Below are 19780 nucleotides of genomic sequence, written 5' to 3'. Positions count from 1 at the left end.
CTAAATATAAAATCCTTATTCATCAGTTAAATTCCATCGTTATGCTGCTTGATATGAACTAAGCAGACAGCTACAATCAAAGGTCGAACTAGCTTTCAAACTGGTCTACTGTAGTGAACCAACTGATATTTGACTTTGACGATCGTAGCTATCCCGGATTTGATAAATTTCTTGGCCATACCAATGCGGAACTGATTTATGTGTTACAGCATCAGGCTGACCCGTTTATCTTTGTCTGGGGGGAAGCAGGCAGTGGTAAAAGCCACTTGCTCAAAGCATGGGTAGCACAAGCACAGTCACGCGGGCTGAAAGCTGAATACGTTGATGCAGCCAGAGAAGGCCTGGGACACTGGCTGTTCGATCTGGACTGTGTTGCCGTAGACCAGATTGAATTACTCAGTGCCACTGAACAGCAGCAACTATTTTCTCTTTTCAATCATTTTCGCAACAGCCGACACGGTAATCTGCTTTTAAGTTCAGCAATTCCTCCTCAGCAGCTAATGATCCGTGAAGATTTACGTACACGCATGGCCTATTGTCTTGTCTACGAAATCAAACCATTAAGTGATGAAGAAAAATTCAATGCTCTGGTAGGCATGGCTCATGCAAGGCAAATACCGGTTGATGCAGAAGTAATCCGCTATTTGCTGGCTCACTGGCGCAGAGATCTGGATAGCTTGCTGCTGATGCTCAATACCCTGAATGATTATTCACTGGCGCAGGGTCGACGCATCACTCTTACATTATTGCGCCAGTTACTTAAACAACAGGAAAATGCATGAATCTGGCTATTTTTGACCTTGACCACACACTGATTAACTGTGATTCAGATAATGAATGGCCGAAGTATCTGATGCAAAAGGGGCTGGTAGATAAATCGTTTGTTGACATGAAAAACGACAAATTCTACCAAGATTACCTGAATGGCTGTCTGGATATTGATGAATTTCTGAAATTCCAGCTTGCACCACTCGCGCGTTTTAGCCGCGCAGAGCTGGATGAAATGCATAATGAGTATATGCGCGATTTTATCGTGCCGCATATTTCTACTATGGCTAAAATGCTGGTACAAGGTCATCGCGATGCTGGTGATGAAATGCTGCTTTTGTCTGCTACTAATGAATTTATTATCGCACCCATTGCAAAAGCGTTTGGTATTCAGAATATTATCGGCGTGCAGTTAGAAACAGATGCAGATGGTAATTATACCGGACACTATACAGGTACGCCCAGTTTTAAAGAAGGCAAAGTTACACGACTGCAGCAGTGGCTAGCACAGCGCGGGCAGCAGCTGGAAGATTTTACTAAAGTGTATTTTTACAGCGATTCGCATAATGATTTGCCCTTGCTCAATTTGGTAACTGATCCGGTTGCCGTTAATCCTGATGAGAAACTGGTGCAGTATGCTCATCGCCATGGCTGGCCGATACTGAATTTTATGTAATGACGTATCATAATTTTGGCAGACAGCGTACAGATTTCAGTCTAAGTGATCGCTATCAGTCCGCTTTACGTGATTTAAATGCAGCATGGTTGGCCAATTGAAATGGAAGGTGGCGATTATCAGATACTGGATAATCCTAAGCTGGCTGTAAAAAACTCTAGGTTGAAATTCATACTAGTCTGAAGCCGGCGTTCCTGATATCAGATGCGCCGGCTTATTGATATACCAGTTAAAATTTGCTGAAATCATTGTCTGATTAATAGCATAGTTTTTATTTAAATAAATCATATTCTGAATAATATGGTCAGATTATAAAACTATAATTTCTCTTTTAAATTAGTTTAACTGAACTGTATTTCCTAAATTTATATAAATTAATCAGTAGGTTGTATTGTATGAAATATAATGATTCAGACTGAATATAAATTAACCGGTAAAAATAATTTTAATAAATACTGACTGTTGTTTTATAAAAATAAGAAAACGTTTTTTCCGGTTTAAAGAATAGTTGTTTTAAATCCAGCAGAATCGCAAGAACCGGATGTTTACAATGAATGGCAATTGATTATACTGATAATAAAGCGGTGTATGATTTTGTTAATTAACGCTATAATGTGAATAACTTTTATCTTGGCCATATTTAGTAAATTGCTCGGGTAAAAGTGACTTTTTAGCGTGCTCTTTCAAGAACAGCTTACTGGTGTTGAAAACCTAAGACTGAGAAAAGATATGGATGAATTAATCAAAGAAGCAGCATTACATTTTCACGAAGAACCCCGTCCCGGTAAAATTCAAATTACGCCTACCAAACCATTGGCTACCCAATATGATTTGTCACTGGCCTATTCACCGGGTGTGGCTGCACCGTGTATGGAAATTCACCGTGATCCCCTGAATGCATACAGATATACTGCACGCGGTAATCTGGTTGCAGTTATTTCCAATGGTACAGCGGTACTGGGTTTGGGTAATATCGGTGCTCTGGCTGGAAAACCGGTGATGGAAGGTAAGGGAGTACTGTTCAAAAAATTCGGTGGTATTGATGTATTCGATATCGAAATTAATGAAACTGATCCGGACAAACTGGTAGATATTATTGCTTCATTGGAGCCGACATTTGGCGGTATTAACCTTGAAGATATTAAAGCACCGGAATGTTTTTATATTGAGAAAAAACTGCGTGAGCGTTGCAACATTCCGGTATTCCATGATGATCAGCATGGTACAGCAATTATTACTGCAGCAGCGATTAAAAATGGTCTTGAAGTTGTTGGTAAAGATATCAGTCAGGTTAAACTAGTATGTTCCGGAGCCGGTGCAGCAGCGATTGCCTGTCTGGAGCTGCTGGTTGCGCTGGGTATGAAGCGTGAAAATATCACTGTGTGCGATTCAAAAGGTGTGATTTACCAGAATCGTGAAGAAAACATGGTGGAATCGAAAAAATTATTCGCCATACCGGATAATGGTCAGCGTAAGCTTGCTGATGCTGTTCATGACAAAGATATTTTCCTTGGATTATCTGGTCCGAATGTGTTGAGCGTGGATATGCTCAAAACTATGGCCAAAGATCCGATTATTCTGGCTATGGCTAATCCGACTCCGGAAATCTGGCCGCCTGAAGCTAAAGCTGCACGACCGGATGCGGTAATTGGTACCGGACGTTCTGATTTTCCGAATCAGGTAAATAATGTTCTATGCTTCCCGTTTATTTTCCGTGGTGCACTGGATGTAGGTGCAACTACCATTAATGAGCAGATGAAGCTGGCCTGTGTGCATGCTATTGCTGAACTGGCCAAAGCTGAGCTAAGTGATGAAGTTTCTGCTGCTTATGGCAATACCGAGCTTTCTTTTGGACGTGAATATCTGATTCCGAAGCCATTTGACCCTCGTTTGATTGCTGTAGTGGCGCCTGCTGTAGCCAAAGCAGCTATGGATTCCGGTGTGGCAACCCGTCCGATTGATGACATGGAAGCCTATGTAGAGAAACTGAGTCAGTTTGTCTATAAATCCAGCCTGTTTATGAAACCGGTATTCTCTCAGGCAAAAAAAGAACTGAAACGTGTGGTATTGTGTGAAGGTGAGGATGAGCGTGTTCTGCATGCAACGCAGCACATTGTTAACCACAAGCTTGCCTTTCCGATTCTGATTGGCCGGCCGGCAGTAATTGAAGCACGTTCGAAAAAACTGGGTCTGACTATACAGCCAGGCAAGGATTTTGAGATTGTAAATAATCAGGATGATCCTCGCTACCGTGAATACTGGCAGGCTTATTACGAGCTGCGTAAACGTCACGGTGTCACCGAGGAAATGGCTCGGCGCCGGATGATTAGCAGTTCTACTCTGATTGGTGCAATGCTGGTGCGGATGGGTAGTGCTGATGCATTACTGTGTGGCACGGTAGGTCGCTTCCATGATCATTTCAATATTCTGGAAGAAGTAATCGGCTATAACAATCCTGAACAGAATGCCTGTGCTATGAACGCACTGATTATGACCTCAGGTAATATGTTTATTGCTGATACCTATGTTAATCCAGAACCGACTGCAGAGCAGATTGCTGCTAATACACTGATGTGTGTTGATGAAATGAAACGTTTTGGTATAGAACCAAAAGTGGCTTTGTTGTCCAATTCAAACTTCGGTTCACTTGATCAGCCAAGCAGCACCAAAATGCAGGAAGCGCTTGCTTTAATTAAAGAGGCAGCTCCGGAACTAAACGTGGATGGTGAAATGCAGGGTGATCTTGCACTGGATGAAAAACTGCGTCAGAAACTGATGCCGGACTGCAAACTAAAAGGTGCAGCAAACTTGCTGGTAATGCCGAATGTTGAAGCAGCGAATATCAGTTACAATCTGTTACGTACTTCATCTCATGGCGTAACAATTGGCCCGATTCTGATGGGTATGAATGAATCTGTACATATTGTTACTCCTATGGCTTCTGTACGCCGTATAGTAAATATGGTGGCTTTGGCTGCTGTAGATGCCCAGCGTAAATAATCGCTGAATTCTGGAAGAATCATGCAGGCTGTCTGTGTTTTCAGACAGCCTTTTTGTGTCAATTATGGAGACAGTTTATGAGTAATGTGTCAGCACCCCAGACTGCACCTAATTATATTACCCCTTCGGGCCATCAGGCTTTACAGGATGAGCTTTATCAGCTTGTTCATAAAGAACGCCCTGAAATTGTTAATGTGGTGAACTGGGCGGCGGGTAATGGTGACCGAAGTGAAAATGGTGATTATTTGTATGGGAAACGCAGGTTGCGTGAAATTGACCGACGTATCCGCTTTCTGACTAAAAGACTGGAAGCTGCACAGGTTATTGATCCGGAAGCACGTGAACCCAGTGATCAGATTTTTTTTAGTGCTACTGTAACTATTTTACGCGGCAATGGTCAGGAGCAGACTGTACATATTGTTGGTACAGATGAAATTGATACCAGTAGAAATAAAATTTCCTGGGTTTCACCGCTTGCGCGTACTTTATTAAAAGCACATGAAGGTGATGAAGTGCGTTTGCATGGCCCTGATGGAGTGGAAAATATTGAAATATTAACAGTAGAATATATTCGCATTGAATAATGTACACATACTCATGAATAGTGTTAATATTCGTTATAAAATTTAATTTTAACAAATTATATACGTATGTATTGCTGCAAAAATATATGTATAAAATAAATTTTGTATAAATAATACAGAATTATTTCCAGTAGTTACATTTTGCGATAACAAACCCGATATCACTGCCGGATTTTTTATTATTACTGTATCCAAACATGAATCCAAAACTCGAACCGATTTTCAAACAACTCAATGCCCTTATTCTGGGCAAACAACAATTGCTGATACAAATTGTTACCTGTGTACTGGCACGCGGGCATATTCTGCTTGAAGATGTACCAGGAGTTGGTAAAACCACACTGGCGCATGCACTGGCAGCGGTACTAGGATTAAATTATCAGCGCGTACAATTTACTAACGATATGTTACCGGCTGATTTGCTGGGTGTCAGCATATTCCAGCCAAATTCCAATGAGTTTATTTTTCATCCGGGACCAGTTTTCAATTCTTTTTTACTGGCTGATGAAATTAACCGTGCTTCTCCCAAACTGCAATCGGCTTTGCTCGAAGCTATGGAAGAGGGGCAGGTATCTGTGGATGGTAAAACCTATGCGCTGCCGAAACCATTTCTTGTAGTTGCTACCCAGAATCCGACAGAACAGCTTGGTACTTACCCTTTACCTGAATCGCAGCTGGATCGGTTTATGATGTGTCTGAGTATTGGCTATCCGGCAGAAAAAGAAGAAAAACAGCTCTACATCTCTGGCGGCCGTCGCCAGTTTGTGCCACGCATTAAAGCAGTATGCAATGCGGAAATATTACAGCAATGGCAGGCAGAAGTATCCAAAATAAATTTATCTGCAGCTGCAGCGGATTATGTTTATCGGCTAGTTGCAGCTACGCGTACTCCGGGCACATTCGCAGTCGGGCTGAGTCCGCGTGCCGGATTGGCAGTAGTTCAGGCTGCAAAAGCATATGCATGGGTACAGGGAAGGGCACATGTTGTTCCGGAAGATGTGAAAGCTGTCTGGGTAGCAGTAGCGGCACACCGCCTGCAACCTTTACAAAGTCAGTCCCGAAGCAGTACTTTACTCACAGGAATGCTGGACCATGTGGCTGTGGTCTGAGACACCTGCTCCTACACTTATTGACGGGCACACAGCTTTGCGTGCACGTAATATACGTGTCAACCTGACACGTATGGGCTGGGGTGTGGCTATTGCCAGTTTTCTGTTATGGGTTATGGCAGTTAATTATCAGGTAAACGTAGCTCATGCACTGGTGTTCTGGTTAGTGGGCATTTTATTATTTGGTGCACTTGCCGGTGTCCGCCAGCTTACCGGGATAGTATTGGCGATTAAACCCCAACAGGAATATTTTGCCGGTAAAGAATGTGTTCTGACTTTGCGAGCCTGTGACAGCTGCAAACGTACACGCTGGTTATGGCTGCAAACAGCACAGGAAATAACCGGTACAGCCAGTGATTGGGAATTGTGGACAATTACACCAGAAAATACTGAATTTCTCTGGAAATTACCTCCACAGCGCCGCGGTATTCTGCCACCGTTAATACTTGCCGGAGCCAGTATGGCGCCATTTGGGTTACTGATGATTAAAACTCAATGGGAATTTACTGAAGAACTTGTGATTTTTCCGGAACCTTTAGAACATACTATTTCAGCACAGCGTAGCAGTGATGACGAACCCAGCGTCCAAATCAGTCTGAGCGGTCAGGATCCGGCTTATCTGCTGCCTCATCAGAGTTCAGCTTCAATGCGCCAGATAGCATGGAAACATTATGCCAAAACAGGTGATTTATTGGATAAATATTTTGAACAGGGAGGTAAGCGGGTAGAGCCGCTACTGATTTCCTATCGGGATTATCCTCAGGGAACTAGCCTGGAAAAAATGGCGAGTATGATGTGCTATCGGGTACTGGCAGCAGATGCTATCGGGGAAAAATATATACTGGAGTTACCAAGACAGCGCTATGAGGCAACGACAGGTCAACGGACAAAATGTCTGAATGCTTTGGGTAGATGGTAATGTGGCTTGCTGATCCGGTTTTTTTACGTAAATCCCCATCTGTACGCACTCAGCTTATTCTGTTACTGATGCTGGCATGGGTATCGTTACCCTTATTATTTGAATTACCTCTGAGTGTGTGTGCTGCATTCGCTTTGTTGTGGATTGCGCGCGTTGCTTTGCTGTTTACCAGTATTAAAAAATTGCCGTTATGGGCATTAATAATATTGCTGGTGGCTACTTCTGTATGGGTATATTTTCGTGTGGGAACGATTATTGGCCGGGATGCCAGTGTTTCTTTGCTCATGTTAATGATAATACTCAAGGCATTTGAGGGTGAAACTTTACGTGACTGGCAAATATTATTATTAGCTCAGCTAGTACTGATGGGCGGCGGTCTGCTGTTTAATCAAAGTATATTAATGGCTCCCTGGCTGATTGTAGCGTTGTTCTGCCTGATTTCATCTCTGGGATTACTGGCGGGCATTAAACCGATGACGGCAATACGGCAGGGCGCAGTAATTTTAATTCTGTCTTTTCCACTGGCCGTTATTTTATTTATAGCGATGCCGCGCAGAAATACGCCATTATGGGGTGTGCCGCAGCCGCAGCAATCATCTGTTACAGGATTGTCGGATACCCTTGAATCAGGGAGTGTCAGCAATCTGATTTTGAGTAATGAACTGGCTTTCAATGTTATCTTTGATAATGATGCTATCCCACGCAATGCTGATATGTACTGGCGTGTAATGGTAATGGGTAATAACACGGATGGAAAATGGCATGCGGTAAAAGAACAGTATACGGATGAAGATACTTTACAGCTGCCAAGTAGAGCTTTGCTGGAACAGCGTACCGACAGCAAAATGGTAGGATATCAGTTGATTATTCAGGATGATCACGGGCGATTACCGGCTCTGGATCAGCCTTTGCCTAATGAACAGTTTGGTTTCAGCCGACGAGTTGGTAACGTTGTCAGGGTCAATAATAGTCGCGAAGGTTTGCGTAGGGTACATTTATATTCTCAGATGACACCATACTTGCGTCAACAAATGGATCAGGGTTTACTGAATTATTATACGCAGTTGCCGGCTGAATTGAATCCTGAAACCCGCAGACTGGCAAAACAGCTAGCCGATAAGTCCGGTGGCAGCGAAGAGTTTATCAATCATATACTAACTTATTTCAAAAGCAATCATTTTCAATACACTCTAACCCCAAAACGGAACCAAGAAACACAGAATAAAATAGATTATTTTTTATTCGAGGGACATGAAGGTTTTTGTGAAGATTATGCAGATGCTATGGTATGGCTGGCTCGTTCAATCGGTGTACCGGCACGAATCGTAATTGGTTATCAGGGAGGAGAATATCACCCTGACAATAAGTTCTGGCAAATTCGCAGTAAGGATGCCCATGCATGGACTGAAATCTGGATTGCTGAAAAGGGTTTATGGAAACGGGTAGATCCGACCACGGCAGTTTCATCAGTGCGTATAGACAAAGGGGTGGAAAGTGCTTTACCGGCAGAACAGCGTGCCGGATTATCTTCAGCTTTTCCGTTATTACAGAAATATCTGGATAATGGTCAGTTTTACTGGCAGCAATGGGTGGTTAATTATGATAGGGGTAGTCAGAAGTCAATACTTAGCTGGCTGAATTTAAAAAATATACCTGTATATGTACTGATAATAATCATTATAATCGCAATTGTCATTACGTCACTTCCACTGATTTTCTGGTTACGCCGTCAGGGTAATGTGCAGACTCAGCCATTAACCGATGGTATTAATCTGCTTAAGCAGACTATTGTAGAAGGTGAAGAGTCAGAATTATCTGCAATCGGTCCGCTTGAGTTACAAAATATACTGGCAGAGCATAATTTGCTTAATGAAGATTTAGCTGCTTTATTGACACAGTATATAGACTGGCAGTATGGAGCAGCAGGAATGCCAGACATGCGCAGCCAGCGCAAATGGTTGCGTAAAATGAAGAAAGCTGTACGCAATCTGTAATTATGCCGATTATCCCGATGCATCATATCGAAGTTGTCTGGATAAATTATTAAGCACAGAAACGAAAACTACCCAGCAATCAATGTTATCAAGAGCTGGGTAGTTTATTATTACATTTAATGACCATATTAATTTTTAGATCAGTCGTGTTTCCGTGTGGTCTGGAATGCCTGACTTTCCGAAATCACTACTGACAGATAACTTTTACTCGGTTCGAATAAAAGTTAAGAAATAACAATACTTTAAATTCTTTGGAATGAAAAGGAGTAATTAATGTTAATAATTAACTATTTGATTTTAAAAAATATAAAAATAGAATAGATTGTTGTTAAAAATATAATATTTTTTAATTTTGAAGTTGCTTTTAGATTGTTGATGCTGCCGGATATTTGTATTTTGTATCACTAAAATTTTATTTCATATTAATTAGCTATCTTTATGAATTAGAAAAATATTTTATGTTAAATGTATAAAAAATTTTGATGTCTATTTTCAAAATGTCAGAAGATAAAAAGAAATAAAGAATATTAACTAGCCACAACGCCAAATTTTTTTTCCTAAAATTATAAAGTTATCTAGATGATTATAAGAAATCTTAATAGTTTCATAATCACTATTTGAGCTTATGAGATTTATACCATCAACAGTTTGACGGATTTGTCTTATAAAAAAATGTTTATTGTAAATAATAGCATATGTTTCATCATCAACAGGTTCAACATCATTAGTGTTTATTATAACAATGTCGTTATTTTCCAAGTTAGGAGCCATGCTGTTACCTTTTACACGCATGGCACGCAGATCATCAGGGATTAAATTTTTAGATCTGAACCAATTATTATTTATGAGCAGGGGTTCTTCAAATTCTGATAAAACCCATTTAATATTTTCATGATTTTTTGATAAATCAATAGTGTATATCATAACTTTTTTATATCCGTCACTGGGACCGGGGTTTTCAGTTAGTTTTGGATTTTCATCTGTTTGTATAAAATTTTCCCCTGTATATAGCCATGTAACCGTTACTCCTAAAATTTTTGCTACTTCCTCTAACCGTTTTCTTTTTGGAGCTGTGGCTTTAGTCTCATCTTTATTTTCCCATAGTTGGATAGCTGTAATTGATATATTTAACTTCTCTGCTAATTCAGCTTGGGTTAAACCTTTATTAGTTCTAGCTTGTTTAATACGGCTATGAATAGTGTGCATAAATTTTGACTTATTTTTATTTCAAATAATAAGAGATTCAAGAATACAATTAAATTATTAATTTAAATAATTATTTTTGATTAATGTGTAAAAAAGTGCCCGCTGTATCAATCTGTCAGCGGGCCTGTTAAAAGGTTTAGATGTTATTTTTGATCATATCAATAACTTCTTTGCCTTTACCTTCGAGGATGGCTTTAGAACCATACCAGACCATGTTTTTCACATTTTCATAGCTGATTGCCGGTGGCATTATCAGTTCTTTATCACTAATTACGACATCCAGTAATGCCGGGCCTTCGTGTGCAAGGAATGTTTTTACAGCGGCCTCCAGCTCAGAAGATTTGCTTACGCTTTGAGCACTGAAACCACAGCCTTCTGCAATGGTTTTGAAGTCACCGTTTTTCAGGTCAACATAGACTTCTACCAAACCTTCGCCTTTTTGTTCCTGCTCCACGAAGTTCAGGGAACTGTTGTTGAAAACAACTATTTTAATCGGCAGATTTTCCTGTTTGGCAGTAAGCAAATCACCCATCAGCATGGCTAAACCGCCATCTCCGGATAAAGAAATGACCTGTCTGCCCGGAAAGGCTTTCTGGAAACCATAAGCCTGAGGCATACCGTTTGACATGGTGCCGTGTTTAAGACTGGTCAGGAAGCGTCGTTTGCCATTCATGGTTAAATAACGGGCTCCCCACAGCATTGGAGTTCCTACATCTGCGGTAATCAATGCATCATCACTGGCATACTTATCTATCAATTCTATTAGTTGCTGCGGGTGAATTGGATGTTTGTCATCCGGAGTGGCATACGTTTCAAATTTATCCATAATTTTGGCAAATAAAGCGGTATGGTGCTCCAGAAAACTGCTGTCGTTACGAGTCTGTATTTTCGGCAAAATTGTTTGCAGAGTGGTTTTAACATCACCAACCAGCCCCAGATTAATCGGATGACGCAAGCCTAACTGAGTAGCTTCATGGTCAATCTGGATGATATTGGCCTTTTCCGGATAATATTCAGACCATGCAAAGCTGCAACCGAGTAATAACAAGGTATCGCAGTTTTTGATGGCATCATAACCAGCCTTAGTACCAAACATCCCGGTCATACCCACCTGATAAGGGTTATCCCAGGCAATGCTGTCTTTAGCACGGGAAGTGTGTACAACTGGTGCTTTTAGTTTTTCTGCCAGTGCAATTACTTCATCATGTGCATCTTTAGCGCCAAAACCAGCGTAAATGGTAATTTTATTTCCCTGATTAATCGCTTTAACCAGTTCTTCTATTTCGTTATCATTCGGACGGGTAACTGGCTGCGGATGCCATATTTTTACTGGTTTTTCAGCTACTTCCATTTTGCTGATGTCGCTGGGCAGGATGACAACGGCTACACCGCGTTTATTAATGGCGGCCTGTGCGGCCTGAGTGAATATACGCTGAGCTTCTTCCGGCTGGTTTACCATCTGGCAGAAAACGCTTGTATCCTGATAGACCTTGAGGAAATCCACTTCCTGCGGGAATCCGGTGCCCATAGAAGTGGCAGCCAGCTGACTGGCAATAACGATTACTGGTGCATTATTGCGGTTGGATTCGTATAAGCCGTTAATCAGATGCAAGCTGCCGGGACCACAGGAACCAGCACATGCAGTAAGTTTGTTTGTAATCAGAGCTTCAGCGCCGGCAGCAAAGGCAGCTGCTTCTTCGTGACGTGTATGCACCCAGTTAATGCTACTTTTTTCTATCGCTTTGCCAACAAAGTTCAGCGTATCACCGATAATGCCGTAACAGTTGCTGACACCGGCTTCGGTAAGAACATCAACCAATATTTCTGATACAGTTTTCGTTTTAGACATGCTGTATTTCCTCTTAAAATTGATTATTTATTTCAAAAATAATAAAGTAAATATTTTCTTACTATTTATTTATATAACCATATGTTATAAATAAATAAAATTTTATATTAATTCTTTATCAATATTGTTTGTATTGTAATATTGTGTAATCAACAAAACAAGATTATTGTTGAAAATCATTTAAAATCGATATTTTTGAATAAATTTTTATAAAAATGGCAGCCTTTATGTTTTGCCGGCTGCCAAAAAACTGCTGATTAATCAGATTGCGCGGTCATCAAACAATGGAATGCGGGTAATCCGGCTAATGCTGTGCATATAATCCAGCACCGGCGCAGTCCATTCGATTCCTTTGACCATAGTTATATTGCGCAGTAAGGGAAATAAAAGAATATCTTCCATTCCGAAAGTACCATTACTACTATGATCATTTACAATTAACGGCGATAGTGCAATCAGATCGGCATTGAACCGGTTAATATAGGTCTGACTGTTTTGTAAATGGTGCTGAAAATCACCAAAAATAGCAGTTTTTTTGTTGATGAAATAGTTGATGGCATTCTGAGTAGCAAACTCAGGCAGGTTAATACTGATGCAGCGCGGTAAAGTCAGGAAATTACGGTAAGTATCAACAATTTTTATCCAGCCTTCAATTTCAGGGCGTACAGTATTGTTTATAAGAGCAGTACCAGAAAGCTGATCAATGTAGTGAACGATATCCAGACTTTCACCCATGGCAGTACCATCATTTTTTACCAGAATCGGTACCATTTTTTTTCCGATTAATTTATTCGGAGTGTCTTCGTCATCATTCAGCAGATAGATATTTTCTACCGGTACTATTTTTTTACCGAATATCATTCTGGCTCGTACACAGTAGGGACAATGGTCATAAATATAAAGTTGCATTCAGATTTCCTTTTCGGATTTAGTGTGTTGATTAAATGTACAATATACAAAAAATATCATGTTTTAATATTTATACTGATAGTTTCGTATTGTTAAATAAGCGATAAATACTGTCAGGTAACAATAATACTGATTAAAATAATCTGTTATTGTAGATTGTGTATTACAAATATTAATTAATATTATACATATATTAATTAAACTTAGTTTACGGTTTTTTCATGAGTTGCGATGTCTTTAATCAAAATCTGGATTTTTTTCAAAACTTACAATTACATTTGGCTGATGCCCTGGCAAAAGAAGATGGTACTGCGGGGTTTGTAACAGATGAATGGTCTGGCAAATTGGGAAACGGGCGCAGTATGGTGCTCAAACAAGGAGCTGTGTTTGAACAGGCTGGCGTTAATTTTTCTCATGTTAAAGGTACCGCTATGCCGGCTTCAGCTGTGCGTAAACGCCAGTATCTGGCAGGAGCTCCTTATGAAGCAATGGGGGTGTCACTGGTGGTACATCCGTGTAATCCTTTTGTACCTACCAGTCATGCGAATGTACGTTTATTCATTGCATATCCCGAACGCAGTAATCCGGTCTGGTGGTTTGGCGGCGGTTTTGATTTGACCCCTTTTTATCCATTTATTGAAGATGTAGTGCATTGGCATAAGGTTGCTTATGATGCGTGTCTGCCTTTTGGTGAAACGGTATATTCTGAATTTAAAGAGTGGTGTGACCGTTATTTTTATCTGCCTCATCGGCAGGAACAGCGAGGCGTAGGAGGATTATTTTTTGATGATTTAAACCGCTGGGATTTTGCTCGTAGTTTTGCTTTTATACGAGCAATAAGTGCTGCTTATTTACAAGCTTATCTGCCTATTGTGGCGCGGCGCAAAAATATGGATTTTGGCGAGCGTGAACGTCAGTTTCAGTTATACAGGCGCGGACGTTATATTGAATTTAATTTATTGTGCGACAGAGGCACTCAGTTTGGTTTACATGCCGGCGGGCGAACAGAATCTATTCTGATGTCTATGCCGCCTTTAGCCCGCTTTGAATATCAGTATGAACCAGTACCTGGTTCTGCTGAAGCCGGTCTGGCCGGATATTTACAGGCGCGTGACTGGCTGACAGAAGCAGAAAACTGTCTGGTTTGATTAGTAAAATTATTATATATACTGTTTAACTTTGTTTTTTGTTCAATCCTTGCTGGCAGGATAGTGCTGTAAGCAGACACAGGCAAATTGGCATTATCATGTCGGGCGTAATATTGGTTATTTCCAATACAAATAATATGGCGGTAAGAGGCATTTTTTGCTGTACTGCCAGAAAAACGGTAGCTCCGGTCACAACTGCGGCGACTATGGGAACAGGTGGCAGCATGCTGTTCCATGCTGTGGCTGCCAGTAATGCAATCAGACCGCCAAGCATCATCGAAGGAGTAATAAATCCCCCGTATGCTCCGGCACGGGTGGCCAGTAGAAGCGCCAGCCATTTACCGATTAATAGTGCCAGAGCATAATGCCAGCTTATCTGGTCATTAAATAACAGTTCATTACCGGCTTTTCCGTTACCAAGTATCTCCGGCAGTTGTATGGACAAAACCCCGATGAGTATAAAGGCACCGATACTGATAAAGATCAGCTTGGGGCTGGTACGCACAGCCGGTTTGCAACAGGCGAGCTGGTATTGTAACAGCCATGAGAATGCAACAATCAGTGGTCCCAGCAACAACGACCAGATTAACAGTGGACTGTTCAGGGTAATTGCCGGTAGCTGATAGGCTGGCTGGCTACCCAGTCCGATCCGGCCTACCCATGCTGCGGTTGTACAGCAGATTAAAGCCGCAATAACGGTATTGCGCTGGAAACTGAATAATAAAGTTTCCAGTGCAAACAGAGCACCGGCCAGAGGTACATCAAAAACCGCGGACAGACCGGCGGCTGCACTACAGGCAAGCAGGACTTTTCTCTCTTCTGTACTGATGTTAAATCGCCGGCCGATAAAATCTGCAATGGCTGAACTGATTTCACGTGGTGCTGTCTCACGTCCGAGAGGTGAACCCATGCCTACTGTGAATATCTGTAACATACCATGAAAGAAAGTAGAAACTAACGGTATAGGTGTGGCACTGTTGCCAATTGCTTCCCTGATATCAACCAGTTTGGGAGCAAAACGGTGCAGCAGGTACCAGCCGGCGCCCGCTATTACGCCACATGCACTTAATGCAAGTAAACGATGTATGGCTGTGGTTTGTTCGACAATATTACGAAATGTGATGCCATCTGTACGGACTATTCCGTACACTAACTGCTGAATGAAATGCAATAATCCGATAAGTGACATGCCTGCCACGCCGGCGATGGCACCACAAAATAGTAATAAGGCAATCAGTTTCGGATTTAATCTGAACATGGCATGATAAATTTGCGATAAATCAAAGGTACTTTTGCTTTTTAAATAACGATATTGTAAACGACAGCACAGACTTTGCCGAATTTTGGCACGCGTCTGTGTTAAAATCAGAATATTTTGTCAGGAATTTAAAGGAAGTATTACGGTGATCAGTACCAATAAAATTACGATGCAGTTTGGCGCGAAGCCATTGTTTGAGAATGTATCGGTTAAGTTCGGTGGGGGCCATCGTTATGGGTTGATTGGTGCCAATGGCTCGGGTAAATCAACTTTTATGAAGATTCTCGGCGGTGATCTTGAACCTACTAGTGGTGAGGTGGCCATTGATCAAGGCCTGCGTCTGGGTAAGCTGAGACAGGATCAGTTTGCGTATGAGGATATGCGCGTACTGGACGTGGTACTGATGGGGCACACAGAAATGTGGGCAGCCATGACAGAACGCGACGCCATTTATGCTAATCCGGATGCCACTGAAGATGATTATATGCGCGCGGCCGATCTGGAAACAAAATTTGCCGAGTATGACGGCTATACTGCTGAGGCACGGGCGGGAGAATTACTTGCCGGTGTCGGTATCGATGAACATCTGCATAATGCCAGCATGAGTGAAGTTGCACCGGGTTTTAAACTGCGTGTATTACTGGCACAGGCACTGTTTTCCAAACCAGATGTGCTGTTGCTGGATGAACCGACCAATAATCTGGATATTAATACTATTCGCTGGCTGGAAGGTGTGTTGAACAGCTATGAATCCACCATGATTATTATTTCGCACGACCGCCATTTTCTGAATGAAGTATGTACTTATATGGCCGATGTGGACTATGGTGGCATTACTCTGTATCCGGGCAATTACGATGATTATATGCTTGCCTCTACACAGGCACGTGAACGTACTTTAAAAGATAATGCTAAAGCTAAGGAAAAACTTCAGGAATTACAGGAGTTTGTGGCACGTTTTTCTGCCAATAAATCCAAGGCAAGACAGGCAACCAGCCGGGCGAAACTGGCTGATAAAATTAAGGCAGATATGGTGGAAGTGAAACCTTCCAGCCGTCAAAGCCCGTTTATCCGCTTTAATTTTGATGATAAGAAAAAGCTGCATCGGCAGGCACTTGAAGTTGAGGATTTATCAAAACGTTTTGACCGGCAATTGTTTAAAAAACTGAGTTTGATGCTTGATGCCGGTGAACGTCTGGCTATTATCGGCCCTAACGGTGCTGGTAAATCTACGCTGCTGAAATTACTGGCTGGTGCATATAATGAAGCATACAATGATGGCATTAAAGCAGATAGTGGTACTATAAAATGGGCAGAGAAAGCACAGGTTGGCTATTACCCGCAAGATCATGAAAATGATTTCGATGTATCTATGACTCTGACAGAATGGATGCGTCAATGGGGCAAGGAAGGCGATGATGAGCAGGTGATTCGCGGTACTTTAGGCCGTCTGCTTTTTGGCAGTAATGAAGTCGGCAAGCAGGTACAAGTACTTTCCGGTGGTGAAAAAGGCCGTATGCTATATGGTAAACTGATTTTGCAGGAACCTAATGTGCTGGTAATGGATGAACCTACAAATCACATGGATATGGAAAGTATTGAGGCGCTGAATATGGCGCTGGAAAAATTCCCGGGTACTCTTGTGTTTGTATCTCATGACCGCCAGTTTGTTTCCAGTCTGGCTACACAGATTATTGAGCTGGATGGTGAAGGTGGTTATGAATATTATCTGGGTGATTATGAAGGTTATCTGGCTAAAAAAGGTGTAGTTTAATATTTATAAGCTGCCTGTGTTTACAGGCAGTTTTTTTATATGGGAAAAAAAAATGAATACCGGCAAAAGTAACGCAGTTGAGCTGATTGAATGTAATGAAAAAGAACATGCGGCAGCCATTCTGGCGCTGTTTAACGATACTATCGCCACCTCAACTGCACTGTATGATTATGAGCCCCGTTCACTATCATTTATGCATGGCTGGTTTGCAGCTAAACGTGAGCGCAATTTTCCGGTTATCGGTGCAGTAAATAGTCAGGGTGAACTGTTGGCTTTTGCTTCATGGGGTGCATTCCGTGATTATCCTGCCAATAAATATACGGTGGAACACAGTGTATATGTGCGTAATGACTGTCGCCGGCAGGGACTGGCACGCAAACTGATGCAGGAACTGATTGTACGTGCACGTCAGGCTGATTTACATGTATTAATGGGTGTGATTGATGCAGCCAATGACAGCAGTATTGCTCTGCATAAACAGCTTGGCTTCAAACATGTTGGCACATTGCCTCAGATTGGTTTTAAATTTGGTCACTGGCTGGATGCGGCACTTTATCAGTTAATTCTGGATACACCAGCTCAGCCTGTCGATGGTTAATAGTAACTCGGTTTTTTACAAAGCTCGCCATCAATACAAAATCATATCTTAGCCGGCTTTAAGCCACCAGTGCACAGTTACTAAACCCAGAATAGTCAGCAGTAAAGAACCGCCTGTATGCAGCAGTATATGTGTTACTGCCAGAGTATAACGTTGTGACAAAAGCATTTGCACGGCTTCGAGTGAGAAGGTGGAAAACGTAGTCAGCCCGCCGAGAAAACCAGTAATAACAAACAGACGCCATTCCGGAGCGATCTGGGTAAAGTGTATACACAATGCACTGAACAGACCAATCAGATAAGCACCGATCCAGTTTGCCAGCAGTGTGCCATAGGGCAAACCGGAATGAAGCGTATTCAGCGAGATTCCCAGAAGCCAGCGCATGATGGCACCCAGAGCTGCGCCGGCAGCAATGGCAAATAAAGATAAATACATAATCAATCCAATCATACGACGAATATACAATTAATAATTTTAAACTAAAGCCGGACATGCCATATTGCCTTCTGCTGCTGAAATGACTACGCTAGTGTTTTTAGACATGTAGAAAGTATCAATATGGATCTGACTGAAACCAAAATTTCCAGTAAAGAAGTTTATCGCGGTTCCTTTTTAAATGTTTTAGAAGACACTGTTCGTTTACCCAATGGCAATCAGGCACAGCGGGTAGTTGTACAGCATCCGGGTGCCGCGGCTGTACTTGCGGTTACGGCTGAGCAAAAAGTGGTATTGGTACGACAGTGGCGCTATCCGGTAGGTGAGGCTTTACTGGAAATCCCCGCTGGTAAGCTGGACGGAAAAAATGAAGATCCTGCGCATGCTGCTTTGCGCGAACTGGCTGAAGAAACCCCTTATACTGCTGCTGAAGTAAAACTGATACATACTTTTTATACTGTTCCCGGTTTCGGTGATGAAAAAATGTATCTTTATCTGGCTGAACATGTGCAACCAAATAGTGTTCTGGCGACGGATGAAGATGAAATTATTGAACCGGTGTTGCTCAATCGTGAGCAAGTGCGTTCGGCACTGGCAAATAATCAGATTCATGATGGAAAAACGCTGATTGCTTTGCAGTACTGGTTGTTATATTGTTAATAAATTTATATTTGTCATGAAAATAATCCCGTTACCCGCTCTTTCTGATAACTATATCTGGCTGTTGCAGCAAGAAAATCAGGCTATAGTAATTGACCCGGGCGAAGCACCTGTTGTCATAAATTATCTGACTGAACACAACCTGACCCTGGATGCTATCTGGCTTACTCATTCTCATTATGACCATATTGATGGGGTGGCGGAATTAAAAAAACATTATTCGCAATGCCAGATTACCGGTTGCATTGATTGGCATATTGTGAATATACCCGTAACTGAAGGCAGTAAATTTCAGGTATTCGGTCAGCATGTAACAGTTTGGCATATTCCCGGGCATACTACAGATCATTTGGCTTATTTAGTATGCGATTCTGCCAGTCGTTACAGAGTATTTTGTGGTGATACGCTGTTCAGTGCAGGCTGCGGACGAGTGAATGGGACTATGGCACAATTGTTCAGCAGTTTGCAGCGTTTAAACAGTCTGCCGCCTGATACCTTGTTTTATCCGGCACATGAATATACCGCAGCAAATTTGAAATTTGCACAAGCCGTTGAACCGAATAATTCTGCAATCAGAAAAGCATTAGTACAGGCAGATAAATTACCTACCTTACCGGTAAGTCTGGCACATGAACGCACAATCAATCCTTTTTTGCGTACCAGTCAGCCGGAAGTGATGGCCACATTACGCCAAAAAGGCCTCTCAGAGCAGCAGCTTGCCCAACCATTGGCAGTGTTTACTTATTTAAGGGAGTGGAAAAATCATTTTTAAAATTAATCACAGTGTGACTTTCTGCATGCTATGATTATTTCAACATAATAACGAAGGAATAAATGAGTTGAAACTGAGCTAAAGAATGGCGACTGATAATCTCAGCCGGCATATAAAGCTT

Annotated in this window: 17 protein-coding genes; 12 read left to right on the top strand and 5 right to left on the bottom strand. The window is 41.7% G+C overall.

The genetic code is table 11. The features are described from left to right. Positions 1–113 precede the first annotated feature (113 nt). The 7 genes from hda to H3U82_RS05570 all read left to right on the top strand — a co-directional run bounded on the left by hda (position 114) and on the right by H3U82_RS05570 (position 9050). On the top strand, positions 114–782 hold the full coding sequence (gene hda, locus H3U82_RS05600) for a DnaA regulatory inactivator Hda (protein WP_025330353.1): 669 nt from the start codon (positions 114–116) through the stop codon (positions 780–782). Further along, positions 779–1444 (top strand): HAD family phosphatase, encoded by a 666-nt coding sequence (locus tag H3U82_RS05595; RefSeq protein ID WP_037392796.1) that lies wholly within the window; start codon positions 779–781, stop codon positions 1442–1444. The genes hda and H3U82_RS05595 overlap by 4 nt, the downstream gene beginning before the upstream one ends. 729 nt (positions 1445–2173) lie before the next feature. Beyond that, positions 2174–4444, top strand: coding sequence for an NADP-dependent malic enzyme (locus H3U82_RS05590; protein ID WP_025330355.1), 2271 nt, complete (start codon positions 2174–2176; stop codon positions 4442–4444). Between the two features lie 77 nt (positions 4445–4521). Beyond that, positions 4522–5028 carry a transcription elongation factor GreB gene (greB, locus tag H3U82_RS05585; RefSeq protein WP_084547692.1) on the top strand — a complete coding sequence of 169 codons (507 nt, stop codon included), beginning with the start codon at positions 4522–4524 and terminating at the stop codon, positions 5026–5028. A gap of 197 nt (positions 5029–5225) precedes the next feature. Next, positions 5226–6137, top strand: a complete 912-nt coding sequence (locus tag H3U82_RS05580; RefSeq protein ID WP_025330357.1) for a MoxR family ATPase — start codon at positions 5226–5228, stop codon at positions 6135–6137. Continuing rightward, a complete protein-coding gene (locus H3U82_RS05575) occupies positions 6121–7056 on the top strand; it encodes a hypothetical protein (protein WP_110414068.1) in 936 nt (311 codons plus the stop codon). The genes H3U82_RS05580 and H3U82_RS05575 overlap by 17 nt, the downstream gene beginning before the upstream one ends. Next, positions 7056–9050: a DUF3488 and transglutaminase-like domain-containing protein gene (locus H3U82_RS05570; protein WP_198209587.1), complete on the top strand. Its 1995-nt coding sequence runs from the start codon at positions 7056–7058 to the stop codon at positions 9048–9050. Before H3U82_RS05575 ends, H3U82_RS05570 begins: the two co-directional genes overlap by 1 nt. Before the next feature lie 531 nt (positions 9051–9581). Here H3U82_RS05570 and H3U82_RS05565 read toward each other — a convergent pair. The 3 genes from H3U82_RS05565 to grxB form a co-directional block, all read right to left on the bottom strand. Next, a complete protein-coding gene (locus tag H3U82_RS05565) occupies positions 9582–10256 on the bottom strand; it encodes a LexA family transcriptional regulator (RefSeq protein WP_110414070.1) in 675 nt (224 codons plus the stop codon). Positions 10257–10392: 136 nt separating this feature from the next. Beyond that, positions 10393–12105, bottom strand: a complete 1713-nt coding sequence (locus tag H3U82_RS05560; RefSeq protein ID WP_110414071.1) for a thiamine pyrophosphate-dependent enzyme — start codon at positions 12103–12105, stop codon at positions 10393–10395. Between the two features lie 261 nt (positions 12106–12366). Further along, the gene (gene grxB, locus H3U82_RS05555; protein WP_198209585.1) at positions 12367–13014 is read right to left on the bottom strand and encodes a glutaredoxin 2; all 648 of its coding nucleotides are present in this window, start codon (positions 13012–13014) and stop codon (positions 12367–12369) included. Between the two features lie 221 nt (positions 13015–13235). On the opposite strand from grxB, the gene hemF reads away from it, so the two are divergent. Continuing rightward, positions 13236–14162 carry an oxygen-dependent coproporphyrinogen oxidase gene (hemF, locus tag H3U82_RS05550; protein WP_110414073.1) on the top strand — a complete coding sequence of 309 codons (927 nt, stop codon included), beginning with the start codon at positions 13236–13238 and terminating at the stop codon, positions 14160–14162. 25 nt (positions 14163–14187) lie between these two features. On the opposite strand, the gene H3U82_RS05545 is transcribed toward hemF, so the two are convergent. Further along, positions 14188–15420, bottom strand: coding sequence for a chloride channel protein (locus H3U82_RS05545; RefSeq protein ID WP_110414074.1), 1233 nt, complete (start codon positions 15418–15420; stop codon positions 14188–14190). A gap of 145 nt (positions 15421–15565) precedes the next feature. Here H3U82_RS05545 and H3U82_RS05540 point away from each other — a divergent pair, with 145 nt between their 5' ends. Both H3U82_RS05540 and H3U82_RS05535 read left to right on the top strand, forming a co-directional pair. After that, positions 15566–17194: an ABC-F family ATPase gene (locus H3U82_RS05540; protein WP_025330365.1), complete on the top strand. Its 1629-nt coding sequence runs from the start codon at positions 15566–15568 to the stop codon at positions 17192–17194. A 52-nt stretch (positions 17195–17246) separates the two neighbouring features. After that, the gene (locus H3U82_RS05535; protein ID WP_110414479.1) at positions 17247–17792 is read left to right on the top strand and encodes a GNAT family N-acetyltransferase; all 546 of its coding nucleotides are present in this window, start codon (positions 17247–17249) and stop codon (positions 17790–17792) included. A gap of 48 nt (positions 17793–17840) precedes the next feature. On the opposite strand, the gene crcB is transcribed toward H3U82_RS05535, so the two are convergent. Then, on the bottom strand, positions 17841–18227 hold the full coding sequence (gene crcB / locus H3U82_RS05530) for a fluoride efflux transporter CrcB (protein WP_037392000.1): 387 nt from the start codon (positions 18225–18227) through the stop codon (positions 17841–17843). A gap of 123 nt (positions 18228–18350) precedes the next feature. Here crcB and H3U82_RS05525 point away from each other — a divergent pair, with 123 nt between their 5' ends. Beyond that, the gene (locus tag H3U82_RS05525) at positions 18351–18887 is read left to right on the top strand and encodes an NUDIX hydrolase (RefSeq protein WP_110414076.1); all 537 of its coding nucleotides are present in this window, start codon (positions 18351–18353) and stop codon (positions 18885–18887) included. A gap of 16 nt (positions 18888–18903) precedes the next feature. After that, positions 18904–19659, top strand: coding sequence for a hydroxyacylglutathione hydrolase (gene gloB / locus H3U82_RS05520; RefSeq protein WP_110414077.1), 756 nt, complete (start codon positions 18904–18906; stop codon positions 19657–19659). Positions 19660–19780 lie beyond the last annotated feature (121 nt).

It is taken from the genome of Snodgrassella sp. W8132 (assembly GCF_016100865.1).
Classification (GTDB): Bacteria; Pseudomonadota; Gammaproteobacteria; order Burkholderiales; family Neisseriaceae; genus Snodgrassella; species Snodgrassella alvi.
The sequence above is the reverse complement of the archived record's forward strand: the minus strand, read 5'-3'. Positions and strand labels throughout refer to the sequence as shown.

What these genes read in the sequence shown, in the direction of transcription:
- H3U82_RS05595 (WP_037392796.1), top strand. Translation starts at nt 779, where the DNA reads ATGAATCTGGCTATTTTTGACCTTGACCACACACTGATTAACTGTGAT.
- H3U82_RS05560 (WP_110414071.1), bottom strand. Translation starts at nt 12,105, where the DNA reads ATGTCTAAAACGAAAACTGTATCAGAAATATTGGTTGATGTTCTTACC.
- H3U82_RS05580 (WP_025330357.1), top strand. Translation starts at nt 5,226, where the DNA reads ATGAATCCAAAACTCGAACCGATTTTCAAACAACTCAATGCCCTTATT.
- H3U82_RS05575 (WP_110414068.1), top strand. Translation starts at nt 6,121, where the DNA reads ATGTGGCTGTGGTCTGAGACACCTGCTCCTACACTTATTGACGGGCAC.
- hemF (WP_110414073.1), top strand. Translation starts at nt 13,236, where the DNA reads ATGAGTTGCGATGTCTTTAATCAAAATCTGGATTTTTTTCAAAACTTA.
- gloB (WP_110414077.1), top strand. Translation starts at nt 18,904, where the DNA reads ATGAAAATAATCCCGTTACCCGCTCTTTCTGATAACTATATCTGGCTG.
- H3U82_RS05565 (WP_110414070.1), bottom strand. Translation starts at nt 10,256, where the DNA reads ATGCACACTATTCATAGCCGTATTAAACAAGCTAGAACTAATAAAGGT.
- crcB (WP_037392000.1), bottom strand. Translation starts at nt 18,227, where the DNA reads ATGTATTTATCTTTATTTGCCATTGCTGCCGGCGCAGCTCTGGGTGCC.
- H3U82_RS05535 (WP_110414479.1), top strand. Translation starts at nt 17,247, where the DNA reads ATGAATACCGGCAAAAGTAACGCAGTTGAGCTGATTGAATGTAATGAA.
- greB (WP_084547692.1), top strand. Translation starts at nt 4,522, where the DNA reads ATGAGTAATGTGTCAGCACCCCAGACTGCACCTAATTATATTACCCCT.
- H3U82_RS05525 (WP_110414076.1), top strand. Translation starts at nt 18,351, where the DNA reads ATGGATCTGACTGAAACCAAAATTTCCAGTAAAGAAGTTTATCGCGGT.
- grxB (WP_198209585.1), bottom strand. Translation starts at nt 13,014, where the DNA reads ATGCAACTTTATATTTATGACCATTGTCCCTACTGTGTACGAGCCAGA.
- H3U82_RS05545 (WP_110414074.1), bottom strand. Translation starts at nt 15,420, where the DNA reads ATGTTCAGATTAAATCCGAAACTGATTGCCTTATTACTATTTTGTGGT.
- H3U82_RS05590 (WP_025330355.1), top strand. Translation starts at nt 2,174, where the DNA reads ATGGATGAATTAATCAAAGAAGCAGCATTACATTTTCACGAAGAACCC.
- H3U82_RS05570 (WP_198209587.1), top strand. Translation starts at nt 7,056, where the DNA reads ATGTGGCTTGCTGATCCGGTTTTTTTACGTAAATCCCCATCTGTACGC.